Source organism: Rickettsia montanensis str. OSU 85-930 (assembly GCF_000284175.1).
Classification (GTDB): Bacteria; Pseudomonadota; Alphaproteobacteria; order Rickettsiales; family Rickettsiaceae; genus Rickettsia; species Rickettsia rickettsii.
Map to the genome: position 1 here is coordinate 66,974 of NC_017043.1, position 16,989 is coordinate 83,962.

The window sequence follows — 16,989 nt, forward strand, 5'->3', positions numbered from 1 at the left end:
AATATTTTGAAAGCTATAAAGTTGATCTGAGTATTGTAGATACTATTCCTACTTTATTAAATAAAATGCCTGAAACAACAGAGATTTTTGATACTCTGAATGCAAATCAAGGAGTAATGGTGGCTCTTGAGAAATCTTTAGAAATGGTAGTGGGTGACGATAAATTAAAAAGTTTTTTTGCTGATAATAAAACAGTCTTACCAGATATTGCCTCAGCTATTATTGAAAATACTCCGAATATACAAAGCATGACGAAAGAATATAATTTCGATAAACAAATGCTTAGTATAGTAGGTGAAGTTATGTCAAAACCGAAAATTGCACATGCTATTATTACAGATATAAATAAAGGCTATGATATGACCGTAACAAGCCGTGTAATTACTGCTTTTAACGAACCTTCATTTAAGTTAAAAATATATTAGTAGAGCAAAGTAAAGAGGGTTTATTCGATAATTTAATTAAAGGCATTTTAGAGCAAGATGAAAAAAATAGCCAAACTATAAAACAGCAGCTTGAAAATTATGGACTAGAAACAAAAGATACTACAAAACTTACGAATGTAATGCCTATATTACTTGATAATCCTGAATCATTAAAAAAGGTTTTTGATGGATTTGTTAAAGGTGATTATACGGGAATAGCTAAAGAATTGGTAATGTTAACTAAAGATAATCCCGAGATCAAAAAATATTTAAACGATAATAAGGAAATATTTACAGATATTTTAGATAAAACTTTAAAAGATGTACCCGGTATAAATAAGCTCGATAAGAAAGAATTATATAGTATACTAACACCTATGCTCAATCAACCGGATAAGCTGATTCAAATCTTAGAAAATATTGAAAATAAAAAATATATTAATGTTGCTACTAGTATAGGTAGTTTAGTTTTGAAAGAAGGGCAAGCACTGAATATTATTAAACAAATACTAAATGTTGTTAAAGCGGGAGTTGGTTATTTTAATCAAAAATCTGATAAGAAACCAGAATTAGAAAATAAAGTTCCGGCTGATGTATTAAAAGAAGCACAAAGTATCGTCTCAAATTTAAATAGTAAGATTAATATTGTAGGACCTAAGACAAATACACTTTCCATTACTCCTATTGCCAATAATAAAAAGAAAGAAGAAATACGTAGATAAGCTATATAGTTTTAAAAGGGTTTTTTAAAGTTTGAGTAAATTCTTCTTGGTTAGCATATTCCAATGTGATTTTATCTTGTATCTGATTTTTAAACCAAGTAACTTGTCTTTTAGCATACTGACGGGTTCGTATTTGAGCTGCATTTAAAGCCTCATCTAAAGTGAGATTGCCGTTTAAATAAGCTAAAATTTCTTTTATCCCTACAGCTTTCAGATTCGTATAATCTTTAGGAGCAAATTGCTTTTTTATTAAAGCTATTTCGTCAATTGCCCCTTCTTTAAATATCTTATCTAAACGCTCATTACATGTTTTATATAAAAATTTTCGCTCAGGATTTAAGAAAATAATTTTGAAATTAAAATCAGATAAGATTTGTTCTTTTGGCAAAGTTTGAAAAGAAAAAATAGATTTACCGGTTTGCATGAATACTTCATAAGCTCTAATTAAACGCTGAGTATCATTTTGGTTTATTTTAGAAGCAGCAAGCGGGTCAAGCTTCTCTAATTTACCCCATAATTCTATATTGCCTATTTTAGCGTGTAAGTTTCTTACCTGTTCTCGTAAATCTTCTGATATATCAGGAATATTATTATAGCCAAAAACTAAAGAATTGATATATAAACCCGTTCCACCTATTAATATAGGTAGCTTATCCCTGTCGGTTATTTCTTTTATTTTTTCTGTCACAAGTTTTAGATATTTTATTACCGAGAAATCTTCTGTCATTGATAAGAAGTTATATAAGTGATACAAGATTTCAGTTTTGTAGCTTTTCGGAGGGGAGGCGGTAATAATAGGAATTTCCTTATAAACCTGCATTGAGTCGATATTAATGATTTCGCCGTTATAAGCTTTAGCCAGTTCATGACCTAAATAAGACTTCCCGCTAGCAGTCGGCCCGCATAATATAATTATACTCTTCTGCTTTGAAGAATTGTTTCTGCAAAACTTCGGATCACCTATTAAATATAGGCTGTGCGTACTCGCTCCTCGTTTTACATTCCCATTCTCCAAATCATTTGAGTATATTTCTTTCTTTGTCACTTGTTTAACTAATAAATACGAACTTGTATCGTCATTGCGAGCCAGCATTTATGCTGGCGTGGCAATCTCGGGAGTTTTTTTATATTATCTTATGAGATTGCCGCATCGTTGCTAACGTAACTCCTCGCAATGACGAAAAAACCTATCTATGTAACAACGCCTCGCAGGAATGACCTCATACCCTTAAACGGTTTCATCAGTATTAATAGTATTTCCTAAAGTCTCAGTATTAGCATTACTATCTGCCGGTCCACTAAATGTTATTGTACCAAGTTTGTTGTCATAACTAATAGTTGGACCACTAAATAAGCCTGTATCACTGTAGTCAATGGTCAGACTATTTAAACCGTTAGATGCGGCTACGTCACTGTTTAAAAATGAGAGGATTATCAGTAGGCTCAAGATCTTTATGTTTTATTACTAATGGTGCCTCAATGTTAATATTTAATGTATTTGCACCTATTGGCGTTATTGTAACTAATTTAGTATCAACAAATGAGTGATTGATATCTGAGATTTTTAACATATTATTTTTCTTTATATTAATTTAATGTAAGAAAAACATATAAAATAATATTTTAGAAAGCAATAATGTTTTAATAATTAATTAATAACCCGTATTTTTCAAGATATTTATTAATTATAGTGATTATTTCCTCTAAACCATTCTTACTATCTGATTCAGCCCTTGCAACTATAATAGATTCGGTATTAGAGCTACGCAAGAGCCACCAACCATGTGCAGTATTTACCCGTACACCGTCTATATCATTAAACTCTATTTTCTCTTCTAATGATTTTTCTTTAATCTCTTCAATAATTTGTAATTTTAACTCTGAAGGAACAAGAATTTTAATTTCCGGTGTACTATAGCTTTTCGGTACATCCTCTATTATCTCATCTAGAGTTTTACTTGATCTACTAAGTAAATCTAAAAATCTAAGAGCTGCATAAATTGCATCGTCAAAACCAAAATATTTATCGGCAAAGAATATATGCCCGCTCATTTCGCCGGCGAGTAAAGCCTTTGTCTCAAGCATTTTGCTTTTAATAAAAGGATGACCTGTTCGCCATATTATAGGGTGTCCTCCATATGATTTTATTTTAGCGACTATAAATTGGCTGACTTTTACATCAACTATTATAGTTGCGTTTGGATTGTCCTTTAAAATATCCTCAGCAAAAATGCATAAAATTTGATCACCGAATAATATTTTACCGCTTGAGCTTATAATGCCGATTCTATCACCGTCACCGTCAAAAGCTATACCAAGGTCACAATTTTGTTCTTTAACCACTTTTATTAGCTCCTGCAAATTAGCAGGATTTGTAGGATCAGGATGATGATTTGGAAAATTCCCGTCAATCTTACTATGTATGATTATATTCTTGTTTGAGAGATGCTTTTTAAGTTCTTCAACAATATCGCCGGTTGCTCCATTGCCGCAATCCCAAGCTACTTTTAATTTTGGATTCATGTTTATTCCATCTAAAATACGTTTTAGGTATTTAGATTGTATATTATGGATTCCTGCTTTCGCAGGAATGACATAAGGAGATGCTGGTGTGGTATTGGAGTAGTTATCCAAAATCTTAGTCAATAACTCCTGTATCTGATCACCGAAAAAAGGTTTACCGTTTTGTAGCATTTTAAAGCCGTTATCGTCACGAGGATTGTGTGACCCCGTGACCATAATACTACCGGCGGGCGTAAAGTGTTTATCGGCAAAATATAAAACCGGCGTTGGAACTACGCCAATATTTATGATTTCAGCCCCTGCATTAGTTAATCCTAGTTCTAAAGCTTTACAAATGGTAGGGGAGCTAAGCCGACCGTCTAAGCCGACACAGATTTTATCGTTATCTTTCGTTATAGTCATCTCGGCAAAACCAAAGCCGATTTTATAAGCTACTTCTTCCGTTAAATCTTTAAGGCTATTGCCTCTTATATCATAAACCCTAAAAATTTCTTTGTTAATTTGCATAGAAAACTGTTTTGAATATTTTGAATATTATTACATGGCTCTTATGTCATTCCTGCAAAAGAGCCTTGTTGCATGGCTCGGAAAACCTACTCGATGTCATCCCCGCGTCGGGGATCCAGAAAAATAACTTCAATATTTATATAGAAGCTACATAGTGTGATAAAATAAACCTATAAAAAACAAGTTTTTATAGGTTTTACTGGATTCCCACCTACGCGGGAATGACATAAAACAATCCAGGCAACAACACCTGCAAGTCGCTCGCAATGACGAATTTGCATAGTCTAGAAACTAAAGCTCTCACCTAAATACACTTCCTTAACTTTCTTGCTATTTGCTATTTCCTTGGCACTTCCTTCTAATAATACTTTACCTTCAAAAATAACATAAGCGCGGTCGACTATATCTAGAGTATCACGTACGTTATGGTCGGTAATTAATATACCTATATTAAATTCACGTAAATAAGTAATTAGATTTTTGATATCGGAAATAGCAAGCGGGTCAATACCGGCAAGCGGTTCATCAAGCATGATAAATTTAGGCTCTATTGCAAGTGCACGTGCAATCTCAAGCCTACGCCTTTCACCGCCTGATAAGCTAGCAGCAGATAAACCTTTTAAATGAACTATCGAAAACTTCTCTAACAAATTATGGGTTTTTTGTTCAATTACTTCTTTATCATTTTCAGATATCTCAACTACAGCCTTAATATTATCTTCAACCGACAATCCCCGGAATATCGAAGGTTCTTGAAGAAGATAGCCGATTCCAAGCCTTGCTCGTAAATAAATAGGCAAGTTGGTAATATTTATATCATTTAAAAGTAATTGCCCTGAGTCCGGTTTCATTAAACCGATAATAAGGTTAAAGCAAGTTGTTTTGCCGGCTCCATTCGGACCGAATAAACCAACTATCTCTCCTTGTTTTATATTCAGAGATATATCAGTTAATATATTCCTTTTTTTGTAGGATTTTGATATATTTTTAACGTGTAAGCTGTCCATCTTTTTTATTTGTTAAGATTTTGTTGCGTGGATTAATTTGCAACGTCATTGCGAGAAAATTACGTAAGTAATTGACGAAGCAATCCAGTTAAAAATACTAATCTTTAGCATTTTTTTTAATTATTTTCTGGATTGTCACACTTCTTGCAATCGCGTGCAATGATGTACCAACGGTAAATAGCTCTATTTCTTAATAATATCTACATAGTAGATTAGTTTATTAGTTTTTAAAACATTATCGTCACGCTGTAATATTACATTACCAAGTAGAATAAGTTGTTTATTATCGAAAAAATATTTAGCACTATCTGCAAGTAATAATTCATTATTTATTTTTCTTTCTACAGTCAATTTAGTAGGGACAACTATATGATCAATAGTTTGCTTTTCATCTATTGTTTTATAAAAAATATATAATTCTTTCGTTCTAAGTATCGCATTATCGAAGTAAACAATAACATTTCCAAGATATGCTGCTTTTTGTTTGGTTCTATCAATAATTAAACTATCAGATATGATATGTAAATTTGAAATATTTTTATCATTAGCATATATTATGGTACTAATTATAAGGAGTAAAACAAGTTTAATAATAGACATCTTTCCAAACTTTGCTTCTAGAGGTAATTTAGACGTCGAATCGGTACTCGTATCCTCACGTACTTCTTTGTACGCTGCGGTGCTGCGTTCCATGTCTCCTTTAAATTTCTCTCTATAAGCTGGTTTGGAAAGATGTCTAACCCGATAAATCGATGATTGTAGAGACATTGCCTTTAAAAATTATAATATTATTTTCATCTTTCGTATTAAAACTATCCGAAGTAATTGAAGAGTTTTTGTAAAGTAACTTAGCAGGGGAATGACCGGTTATATTCTTATTTACTAAATCAATCCTTGCATCGTTAGTGTTAAATATGATCTCATCAAAAAAAAGTTTTACATCGTTTTTTAAATCTAATATGTTTGATTCTTCATCTAAAAAGCCTTCTTTCGCATTGATAATAAGAGTTTGGTCTTGATTTACGTTATAAATAGCATTTATTATATCTAGTTTATATTTGTTATCCGACTCTTTTATAGCTCGTTCAGTTTTAATCTTATACGCATTTAAATTTTTATTTACTCCTTCAAAAATTGAATCTTTCAATATAATATTATACTTTAAATCAAAATTTTTATTATCTTTTAAACTTTTTTTTGTAACATTAATATCGTTTTCTGCATTAATATAACCGCTTTTAATTAATATATATCCTATGTACAAAATTCCAACTGTTATTAAAAGATATATAGATTTCCAAATTTTTTTTCGCCGTTTATAAGAAGAGGGCATAGATTTTAGCTAACCCCTATGCGTAGTAAATCATGAATATGAATAATGCCTATAATAATATTATCATCAACAATCGGTATATTAGTGATATTCTTGGCTTTCATTAAATTTAAAGCCTCTTTTGCAAATATTTCCGATGAGATATGAATAGGGTTTTTGGTCATAATGCTTGATGCTGTTTTTAAGTGGATTTGATCGTTAACATGACGACGTAAATCCCCATCGGTTATAATTCCCACCAAATTTTGGTTTTTATCTGTTACAAGCGTACAACCTAAACGTTTTTTATTCATAATAATTATAGTTTCGGCAAAGGAAGTATCTTCATATACTAAAGGTATTGCATCACCGCTACGCATTAGGTTTTTAATTTTTGTTAAATTAGCACCAATTGTACCTCCCGGATGATAAATTTTAAAATCATCTTTAGTAAAGCCTCGTTTTTCATGTATAACAGTCATTAAAGCATCACCGAGTGATAGCATGATTAAAGATGATATAGTAGGAGCTCCAATTACAGAAGCTTCCGGGTATTCAGGTACTATTAATAAAAAATCGCTTCTTTTAGCTAAAGTAGAATTTTTATTCATTGTCATTGCAGCAATTTTTATGGAAGAGTTCTTGCAATATTCAATTATATTAAATAGTTCTTTAGTTTCACCGGAATTAGATAACATAATTACTAGATCATTTCTCGTCACCATACCTAAATCGCCGTGACTGGCTTCTGCCGGATGTAAATAAAAAGCAGGCATACCGGTTGAAGAAAAGCTAGCAGCTATTTTTCTTGCAATATAACCGCTTTTGCCTATGCCGGTTAGGATTATCCGTCCTTTGAAAGACAGTAAAAATTCTATAATTCTGTTAAAGTCTTCAGGGATATTTTCGGATAATTTTTCTAAAGCACTTGCCTCACTAGAAATAACCCTCTTTGCGATAATTTGGTAATTATTTGTGTCGGTCATTTATTTACTCATTGTCATACCGTGGCTTGTCCACGGCATCCAGTAAATTATTAGTATTATGAGCTATTTTTGTGGATACCCGAACCGTCATCGTGACCGTAGGTTGCACGGCAATCTCATGAAATAATAACAAACTCCTGAAATTGCTTCGTCAATTACTTCGTAATTTCCTCGCAATGACGATTAAACTTCATATCAATTAAAATACTTACGTTCTGTAATTACTTCAACAGTTTCAACATTATTATCTTCATTCCAAGCTCGTTTTTTACTAGAATCACGCCGCTGCTCAGGTTCTGAATTGTCCTTAGCATTATTAACATTAGTTTTTGGCTTTGTATTATTTGAAGATTTATCTTTATCGGCATTTTTAATAGTTAATTTTGCTTTGCCTTTATTATCAAAGCCTATTAGCTTAACTTTTACTATATCGCCTTGTTTTAAAACACTGCTAACCGTTTCTATTCTTTCTTCTGAAACTTCACTAATATGAACAAAGCCGTCTTTATTACCTAAATAATTAATAAAAGCACCGGAATCTAAGACTTTCATTACCGTACCGTTAAATATTTCACCGATTTCAGGTTCAACGGCAATAGCTTTAATTTTATCTAAGGCAACTTTTAGCTTATCTCTATCTGAAGCATAAACAGACACCGTACCGTCATCGCTTATATCTATTTTAGCACTGCTAGTTTCACAAATTTCCTTTATTACTTTACCGCCCGGTCCTATAATATCTCTAATTTTATCCTTATCTATTTTTATAGTAGTAATAGAAGGAGCATTTTTACTTAGTTCGTTATTTGGTTTACTGATGACTTTATTCATTTGCTCCAGTATATGCAAACGACCGAGTCGTGCTTGCTCTAAAGCTACTTTCATTATTTTAAAATCTACTCCGGATATTTTGATATCCATTTGTAATGCAGTAATCCCTTCGCTAGTTCCTGCAACCTTAAAGTCCATATCACCGAAATAATCTTCATCGCCGAGAATATCCGATAATACGGCAAATTTTTTGCCTTCCTTAACAAGTCCCATAGCAATACCCGCAACCGGTGCTTTTATCGGTACGCCGGCATACATTAAAGCAAGAGAACTACCGCAAACAGTTGCCATTGAAGAAGAACCGTTAGACTCCGTAGTTTCGGCAACTACTCTAATAGAATAAGGAAATTGTACTTTATTAGGTAATATTGGATTAATAGCACGCCATGCGAGTTTACCGTGTCCGACTTCACGACGACTAGGTGCTTTCATCGGCATTGCTTCATTTACAGAGTAGGGCGGAAAGATATAATGGAGCATAAAACGCTCTTTATACTCACCCTCTAAACTGTCAACTATCTGCTCATCTAAACTAGTACCGAATGTAGTACTAACTAAGCTTTGCGTTTCACCTCTAGTAAATAAAGCTGAACCATGTGCGGAAGGTAGTAAACCTATTTCACAAGCAATTTGTCTTATATCCGTGGTACTTCTTCCATCGATACGTCTATTTTTTTCTAAAATCTCGTTACGTAATATATCTGATTCAATAGCTTTTAAAGCTGATTCGATTTGATAATTACTATATTTTTTATTTTCTATGTCGCTTACAAAACGTGTAAGAACTTTTTCAGGTATTAAATCTAAATTAGTGCTACGTTCTTGTTTAGATTTAATTGCAAAAGCTTGTTCAATTTCTTTTACAAATAACTTCTCAATTTCTTTCTTTAATGAAGCAGGATATAAATCTTGCATTTCAAGTTTTGGTTTTTTAGCTTCTTCTGCTAGTTCTTTAATTATCTTTATTACCGGCTGAAAGCTTTCAAATCCCAATTTTACGGCTTCTAACATTTGTTCTTCAGAGAGTACATGAGCTTCCGATTCAACCATCATTACTGAATCTGATGTTCCTGCAACTACTAAATCAAGCTGACTTGTTTTCAATAATTCAAGTGTCGGATTTAAAACAAATTCACCATTGATTAAACCCACTTTACTTGCCGCAACTATTTCTAGATAAGGAGCAGGGGATAGGCTAAGTGCAGCCGATGCACCGATAATTGCAAGTATATCTACCGGAGTTTCAGGATCATATGAAAGCACACTGCAAGTTACATGCGTTTCATTCACAAAAGCCGGATGAAATAATGGTCTAATCGGTCTATCTATTAAACGAGATACTAAAACTTCTCTATCTGATGCTTTTCCCTCAAGTTTAAAAAATCCCCCTGGTATCTTACCGGCAGCATATGCCATTTCTCTATAATTAATTGTTAAAGGAAAAAAACCTATACCCTCTTTTGCTTTGTTAGCTACTACTGCCGTACATAATAAAACGGAATTACCCATTTTTACCGTAACTGCCCCGTCAGCTTGCCTTGCTATTTTACCTGTACTAAGCTCAAGAACTTTCCCGTTCCATGTAACACTCTTAGTTATTTCGTTAAACATCTATTTATCTCATTTCATAATTTATATTTTATTGTATTCTACCACGTCATTGCGAGGAAAATTACGAAGTAATTCGACGAAGCAATATCAGGATATTTGACGAGATCGCCATGCAATCTACGGCTGCTCGCAATGACGATTATCCAACTACTTAATCTTTCTAATTCCTAGCTTACTTATTAAATCTAAATATTTGCTAACATTATTTTTTTTAATATAGTTAAGTAATCTGCGGCGACGCCCGACTAAAATTAATAATCCGCGTCTTGAAGTATGATCTTTATGGTTAGATTTAAAATGCTCGGTTAAATTATTGATTCTTTCAGTTAAGATAGCACATTGCACTGCACTTGAACCGGTATCATTTTCCGTTATAGCATATTCTTTAATTAATTGTTGTTTACGTTCTGTAGTAATCGACATCGATAATTTCTCCTTAAATATATAGACTTCCAGTTTTAAAAGAAGTTTTATGTTAAATTAAATACTCGTAAAGAATTAAAGCAACTCTTGTTTAAGCTACCTATTGCAAGCAAAGTGCCTTTATAGCGAACCCATAAAAGATCAACAGACATCTTGCCAAACTCTACTTCTAGAGGTAATTTGGCAAGATGTCTAAAGTCTTTTTCATAATTAAATAAACATTTCTGTCCATATTTAATTTGCTGTGCTTGGCTGTCAGTTGCATCAAGAACCAGGATGTCGTCCAGTATTGCTTCTATCTTTATACTTTTTTCCTCTAGGGAATTTTTGGTAATTTCGTAAGGCGATTTAATTCGGATAGCATTTTCTTCTTTAAATATTCCAACCTGAGTACGGCGCAATTCTATCACAAATCCCAAACTTTGCAAGGACAATGCCAAATCTTCTGCTAAAGTCCTTATATAAGTACCTTTTGAGCATTCCGTATAGTATGTAGCGGTAGCATTTTTCTCATCAAAATTTAAACATTTTAGATCATAAATAGTTATATTTCGTGGCTTTAATTCTACTTTTTTTCCCTCTCTAGCCAATTTATAAGCTCTTACACCGTTAACTTTAAGAGCTGAAAAAGCCGGCGGTATTTGTGTTACATTACCGATAAATTTAGAACATACGACATAAGCTTCTTCTTGAGAAGGAATACAATCTTTCGTTGCTATTACTTTACCAGCATAATCGCCGCTATTGGTTTGCGTTCCGAATTTTACGGTAAAAATATAGGTCTTTCTAGCATCAATTAGCAGATGTATCAGCTTTGTAGCTTCACCTACGGCAAGCGGTAATATTCCTTCCGCTTCTACGTCTAAAGTACCGGCATGTCCTATCTTGTTTTTACCAAGTATTTTTTTTACTATGCTAACAAGTTGAGTAGAACTTATACCTCTTGGTTTATAAATATTTAACCAATAATTACTCATTTTAATTTGATTTTAACTTGACTTAAATTTAGAAAATCTTTAACATACAACTCTAGCCAATAGCAAGATAGGTTAGACCAAATAATGACGATTAACCCCAGCAATATAGAAAATTCTTCCTCTAAAATCAATAGCTATTTTTCCAAACTTACCGATTATATCTGGCCTATAAAACGCCATGAAGTTTCTAAATTTTTATTCATCACTTTATTAATGTTCTGTATTTTATTTATCCAAAATCTCATCAGAGCTTTAAAAGATAGTATTGTTACTACTATGATCGGTGCCGAGACTATCTCGTTTTTGAAGTTTTGGGGAGTGATGCCGTCAGCTTTTTTAATGACTGCTATATATGTAAAGCTTGTTAATAAGATGAAAGCAGAAAATATATTTTATCTTATTATATCAATATTTTTAACATTCTTTGCTCTTTTTGCTTACGTTATTTTTCCAAATCATGAAATGCTGCATTTAAGCCCTGTAACCGTTCAAAATTTAACGGCAAGTTTACCTAATTTAAAATGGTTTATATTGCTTTTATCAAAATGGAGTTTTTCGTTATTTTATATAATAGCCGAATTATGGCCAAACGTAGTTTTCGCATTACTTTTTTGGCAGTTTGTTAATAATATTACTACAGTGGAAGAATCTAAAAGATTTTATCCGTTATTCGGTTTACTTAGTCAAACAGGTATTTATTTAGCAGGACAATTTTTAGAAAATCTAAGTAATATTAATGATTACGTAACTAATAAATTTGCATTGCAATCGTCTTTTCATACACTTTCTATACAAATTATACTAACTATAGTATTAATTTTAGGAATAATAGCTATTAAAACTTTTTGGTTGCTTAATCATAAAGTACTAGGCAAAGAGCATATGGCGTTACTCAGGTTTAAAGCAAAGAAAAAATCTATGACTATTGCCGAAAGTTTTCAGATGCTTCTATCGTCAAGACATATTAGATTAATTGCAACTTTGCTTATCTGCTATGGCATTGCCATTAATTTAGTAGAAGGTCCTTGGAAAGCAGCAGCTACTAAAATTTATAAAACTCCAACCGAATATGCAGCTTTTATAGGAAGTTATTTGAGCTATACCGGAGTATTTACTATTTTATTTGTCGTACTTGGTTCAAATATAGTTAGAAGACTTGGCTGGTTTACGGCGGCTGTTATCACCCCTTTAATAGTTTTTATTACCGGTATATTATTTTTTGCCGTTAATAATTTTGAAAGATTTGCCGGCTTAATAATAGCAAATTTTATTCTAACCGATCCTGCTTTAATTGCTATAACAATAGGTGCTATTCAAAATGTGCTTAGTAAATCAAGCAAATATACCTTATTTGATTCAACAAAAGAAATGGCCTATGTTCCTTTAGATCCGGAAATAAAAATAAAAGGCAAAGCTGCTGCCGACGTGATAGGTACAAAACTCGGTAAATCTGGTAGTGCATTTTTACAATCATTGGTATTTATAATATTACCTTCCACTAGTTATCAATCTATTTCCATCTGTTTAATGATTATATTTATAATTACTTGCTTAACCTGGCTTTGGGCAACTAAAGCACTCAATAAAGAATATAAAAATTCTATTAAATTTTCTCAATAATAATATTAGTTTTTTCTTGATATTATTAAAATCTCTATATACTATCTTTGACAGTATAATACAAACTGTGAAAAAAGGATATGTTATGTCATTCCCGCGTAGGCGGGAATCCAGAAAAAAGCGAAATAAATCGAGCTTTTAATTTAAAAATCTAGTGTGCTTAGACTTTATTAGTGACTGGATACCCGCCTACGCGGGAATGACATAGAGGGTAAAGATCAACGTAACAACATCGGCTTGACTACGCATCACTTACAGTTTGTGCTAATTAATTTTTGGTTAAATGAGAGGTTTTATGAGTAAAGACGGTAACCTAGATACAAGTGAATTTGATCCTTTAGCAAATAAGAAATATACAGAAGAACAAAAGCAAAAAGAATTTTTATCTCAAACTACAACCCCAGAACTAGAAGCTGACGATGGTTTTATCGTTACTTCTGCATCTTCTGTTCAATCTACCCCTTCAATTAGTGCTTTATCGGGCAATATCTCTCCTGACAGTCAGACATCAGACCCAATAACCAAGACTGTAAGAGAAATAATTATACAACCGCAAAAAGATAATTTAATAGAACAAATATTAAAAGACCTAGCAGCCCTTACAGACCGTGATTTAGCTGAACAAAAAAGAAAAGAAATAGAAGAAGAAAAAGATAAAACATTAAGTACTTTTTTCGGTAATCCGGCTAATAGAGAATTTATTGATAAGGCTTTAGAAAATCCTGAGCTTAAAAAGAAATTAGAATCAATAGAAATAGCCGGCTATAAAAATGTTCATAATATATTTAGTGCCGCTAGTGGATACCCTGGTGGATTTAAACCGGTACAGTGGGAAAATCAAGTAAGTGCAAGCGATCTTAGAGCAACAGTAGTTAAAAATGATGCAGGTGATGAACTTTGTACCTTACATGAAACAACTGTTAAAACTAAGCCTTTTACTGTAGCTAAACAAGACGGTACTCAGGTTCAGATCAGCTCATATAGGGAAATAGATTTTCCTATAAAACTTGATAAAGCCGATGGGTCAATGCATTTATCGATAGTAGCATTAAAAGCTGATGGCACAAAGCCCTCCAAAGATAAAGCCGTATATTTCACTGCCCACTACGAAGAAGGACCAAACGGTAAACCTCAACTTAAAGAAATAAGCTCACCAAAACCTTTAAAATTTGCCGGAACCGGAGATGACGCAATAGCTTATATAGAGCATGGTGGAGAAATTTATACACTTGCGGTAACACGCGGTAAATATAAAGAAATGATGAAAGAGGTAGAACTAAACCAAGGGCAGAGCGTTGATTTATCGCAAGCTGAAGATATTATAATAGGACAAGGACAAAGTAAGGAAGAACCGCTAATAACTCCACAGCAAACAGCAAGTTCATCGGTTGAACCACCTCAGTATAAACAACAAGTACCGCCAATTACTCCTACTAACCAACCACTGCAACCTGGGACTTCACAAATGCCACAGTCGCAACAAGTGAATCTAAACCTTCTTAATGCAGCTACGACTTTATCAGGCAGCATGCAAGATTTACTAAATTATGTAAATGCAGGTTTAACAAAAGAAATTGATAGCAATAAACAAATTTATTTAATTAAAGAAGCAGCCACGACAATTCTTAATAATGAGAAAAGTGATATTGCTGAAAAGCAGGCTAATATCATTGCTTTAGCTGAAAATACGGTCAATAATAAAAACCTCACACCGGACGCAAAAGTAGCTGGAGTCAATGCAGTATTAGAAACCATAAAAAATGATCAAAATACCCCAGACCTAGAAAAATCAAAAATGCTTGAAGCTACAGTAGCTATCGCTTTAAATTCAGAGAATCTTGAGCCGAAGCAAAAACAGCAGATGTTAGAAAAAGCAGTAGATGTCGGTTTAAGTCTTAAAGATGATGCAAGTAGAGCTGCAGCAATTGACGGTATTACGGATGTTGTAATAAAAAGTAACCTTTCTACTGAAGATAAAGGAATAATGCTTATAGCAGCAGGTGATAAGGTTAATGTCTCTGAATTAAGCGATGCGGAAAAACAAAGATTATTAGGTTCTGTATTAAAGACAGGTGTAGAAGCCCAAGTTCTCAGTCCAGCACAACAACAATTGATGCAGCAGAATTTAGATAAGATTACGGCGGAACAAACTAAAAAAGATACAATAAAAAAAGTAAATGATATTTTGTTTGATCCTCTAAGTAATACTAAATTAAAAACAACAAACATACAAGCCATTACGTCTAATGTTTTAGATGGTCCGGCTACAGCAGAAGTCAAAGGCGAAATAATTCAAGAAATTACTAACACAGTTGCAGGAAGCTCGCTTGAAGCTCAAGACAAAGCAGAGATTGTTAAAGGGGTAGGCGAGACTATAGCTACTCATAGTGATACCTCTTTATCCTTACCTAATAAAGCACTTATTATGGCATCAGCGGAAAAAGGTATTGCAGAAAGTAAGACTAATTCACCTGATAGAGAGCTAATGACTAAAGTGTTAGTAGACGGTATTTATGAAGGCAAAGGAGGTCCTGAAATAACTAAGGCAGTTTCTAGCGGGATCGATAATAGTAATATTAATGACTCTGAGAAAGAGGCACTTAAAAAAGCTAAAGATGCAGCGAGTGAGGCAGCTTTAGATAGAGAAACTCAAAATTTAACTGAAGGGTTAAAAGGACAGAATATAGAAGCACACAAGCCTCGCGATGATATATATAACAAAGCTCAGGAAGTAATTAACGCTGTTAATCCTGTTATAGAAGCATTAGAAAAATCTAAAGAACCGGTAGTGTCGTCAGAAGAAAGAATTGTACAAGAAACTTCTAGTATATTAAATAATATCTCTAAGCTTGCAGTTGAGAAAGTCAATAATTTTCGTGCTATGTTTTCTCCAAATGGTAACCTTAAAACTCTTGAAGAAAAAAAAGAGGAATCAATAAAAAAAGTAGATAAGCTGGTAAAGGAATTTGGTACTAAATCTTCTACTGCAGAACAGCAAAGTTTCATTAAAGCTAATTTAATTGATGATAAAACTTTATCTAAAGAGGTACGTTTACAAACTATAGATAAGTTATTACAAGAACAAACACAAAAACGAGCAGAAGCAATTGAAAACCCTAGTGTTAAAACGGAAGATGTAAGGGTAGTATCAGGAAAGTCTAAATTAAAACCTATAAGTAAAGATAAGCCGGATATTGAAAAAGCTAAAATGGTAGTAGGAAGAGGTAGAGTTAATATCGAAGAGAATATAAAAATTATGGGAGCATTAATGAATGCAAGAGATAGCATTCAGTCGGAAAATTTAAACAAATCAACACCTATTAAAAGAGAGTCTTCCCCTCCACAACGCTGATCAAGATTTGTATTCTGTATATTATCAAGGCAAGCAATGTTATTCCTAGCTAAAAGCGGGAATCTAGTAAAACATATAAAAAACTTATTTTTTATATGTTTATTTTATCAAATATGTAACTTCGTATCAATATTAAAATTATTTTCTGGATTCCCGCTTCTGCGGGGATGACATAAATGATATCACAACATAATAAGGATGGCAGCTTGCCTTTATGCATTAGTTTTTAGTTTTTCTTTTCCAGCTAAACATTTTACTAAATTATTAATGGCTTGTTGTTCTTCCGTGCTATTAATTTTCATAAAATTTCTTGAAACTTCAATGCACATACGTTGATGTTGAGTATGTACGGGCTGCGGTCTATTAGCTTCTTCTAAACCTTCAAAGAAATAATCAATATTCCTATCTAAAGCTTCTGCGATTAGTACTAACCTTCCTACAGAAATTCTATTAATTGCTTTTTCGTATTTTTGTAATTGTTGATGCGTAACATCAATTACTTCAGCAAGTTGTTGACGAGACAACCCCTTAGCGAGTCTTAAAGAATAAATTTTCTTGCCGATAAAACTATCGATTTTTTGTATAATATCGTTTTTTCTACCCATTATCCTCTCCTTGGTTACTATTATATCTATATTTAAAAATTTTCTTTGAACAAAAATGATATTATCATATATTATTATAAAACATGTG

General features: G+C 32.8%; 14 protein-coding genes and 1 pseudogene. 4 read left to right on the forward strand and 11 right to left on the reverse strand.

Translation table 11 applies throughout. The features are described from left to right. Positions 1-65 precede the first annotated feature (65 nt). Both MCI_RS10400 and MCI_RS10405 read left to right on the forward strand, forming a co-directional pair. The gene (locus tag MCI_RS10400; protein WP_014409189.1) at positions 66-425 is read left to right on the forward strand and encodes a hypothetical protein; all 360 of its coding nucleotides are present in this window, start codon (positions 66-68) and stop codon (positions 423-425) included. 233 nt (positions 426-658) lie between these two features. After that, on the forward strand, positions 659-1,147 hold the full coding sequence (locus MCI_RS10405) for a hypothetical protein (protein WP_041404139.1): 489 nt from the start codon (positions 659-661) through the stop codon (positions 1,145-1,147). 1 nt (position 1,148) lies between these two features. Here MCI_RS10405 and miaA read toward each other — a convergent pair whose 3' ends face one another. From miaA to truB, 10 genes and pseudogenes are all read right to left on the reverse strand, one after another. Then, the gene (gene miaA / locus MCI_RS00360; protein ID WP_014409191.1) at positions 1,149-2,240 is read right to left on the reverse strand and encodes a tRNA (adenosine(37)-N6)-dimethylallyltransferase MiaA; all 1,092 of its coding nucleotides are present in this window, start codon (positions 2,238-2,240) and stop codon (positions 1,149-1,151) included. 135 nt (positions 2,241-2,375) lie between these two features. Beyond that, positions 2,376-2,718: pseudogene (locus MCI_RS10410) on the reverse strand (hypothetical protein). Positions 2,719-2,788: 70 nt separating this feature from the next. After that, complete coding sequence (locus MCI_RS00370) at positions 2,789-4,177, reverse strand: phosphomannomutase/phosphoglucomutase (RefSeq protein ID WP_014409193.1); 1,389 nt, start codon at positions 4,175-4,177, stop codon at positions 2,789-2,791. Positions 4,178-4,461: 284 nt separating this feature from the next. Continuing rightward, the gene (lptB, locus tag MCI_RS00375) at positions 4,462-5,184 is read right to left on the reverse strand and encodes an LPS export ABC transporter ATP-binding protein (protein WP_014409194.1); all 723 of its coding nucleotides are present in this window, start codon (positions 5,182-5,184) and stop codon (positions 4,462-4,464) included. A gap of 183 nt (positions 5,185-5,367) precedes the next feature. After that, positions 5,368-5,784, reverse strand: a complete 417-nt coding sequence (locus tag MCI_RS00380) for an LptA/OstA family protein (protein WP_410526320.1) — start codon at positions 5,782-5,784, stop codon at positions 5,368-5,370. 136 nt (positions 5,785-5,920) lie between these two features. Continuing rightward, positions 5,921-6,517, reverse strand: coding sequence for an LPS export ABC transporter periplasmic protein LptC (lptC, locus tag MCI_RS00385; protein WP_014409196.1), 597 nt, complete (start codon positions 6,515-6,517; stop codon positions 5,921-5,923). A gap of 5 nt (positions 6,518-6,522) precedes the next feature. Continuing rightward, entirely contained in the window at positions 6,523-7,482 is a 960-nt protein-coding gene (locus MCI_RS00390) for an SIS domain-containing protein (protein WP_014409197.1), read from the reverse strand. A 195-nt stretch (positions 7,483-7,677) separates the two neighbouring features. Further along, complete coding sequence (pnp, locus tag MCI_RS00395; RefSeq protein ID WP_014409198.1) at positions 7,678-9,924, reverse strand: polyribonucleotide nucleotidyltransferase; 2,247 nt, start codon at positions 9,922-9,924, stop codon at positions 7,678-7,680. Between the two features lie 147 nt (positions 9,925-10,071). Continuing rightward, complete coding sequence (rpsO, locus tag MCI_RS00400) at positions 10,072-10,347, reverse strand: 30S ribosomal protein S15 (protein ID WP_004995678.1); 276 nt, start codon at positions 10,345-10,347, stop codon at positions 10,072-10,074. 47 nt (positions 10,348-10,394) lie between these two features. Continuing rightward, entirely contained in the window at positions 10,395-11,324 is a 930-nt protein-coding gene (gene truB / locus MCI_RS00405; RefSeq protein ID WP_014409199.1) for a tRNA pseudouridine(55) synthase TruB, read from the reverse strand. 84 nt (positions 11,325-11,408) lie between these two features. Here truB and tlc4 point away from each other — a divergent pair, with 84 nt between their 5' ends. Both tlc4 and MCI_RS00415 read left to right on the forward strand, forming a co-directional pair. Continuing rightward, positions 11,409-12,944, forward strand: a complete 1,536-nt coding sequence (gene tlc4 / locus MCI_RS00410) for an NTP/NDP exchange transporter Tlc4 (protein ID WP_014409200.1) — start codon at positions 11,409-11,411, stop codon at positions 12,942-12,944. 295 nt (positions 12,945-13,239) lie between these two features. Beyond that, positions 13,240-16,296 carry a Sca4 family spreading effector gene (locus tag MCI_RS00415; RefSeq protein ID WP_014409201.1) on the forward strand — a complete coding sequence of 1,019 codons (3,057 nt, stop codon included), beginning with the start codon at positions 13,240-13,242 and terminating at the stop codon, positions 16,294-16,296. A 212-nt stretch (positions 16,297-16,508) separates the two neighbouring features. On the opposite strand, the gene MCI_RS00420 is transcribed toward MCI_RS00415, so the two are convergent. Beyond that, positions 16,509-16,901: a helix-turn-helix domain-containing protein gene (locus tag MCI_RS00420; protein ID WP_014409202.1), complete on the reverse strand. Its 393-nt coding sequence runs from the start codon at positions 16,899-16,901 to the stop codon at positions 16,509-16,511. Positions 16,902-16,989 lie beyond the last annotated feature (88 nt).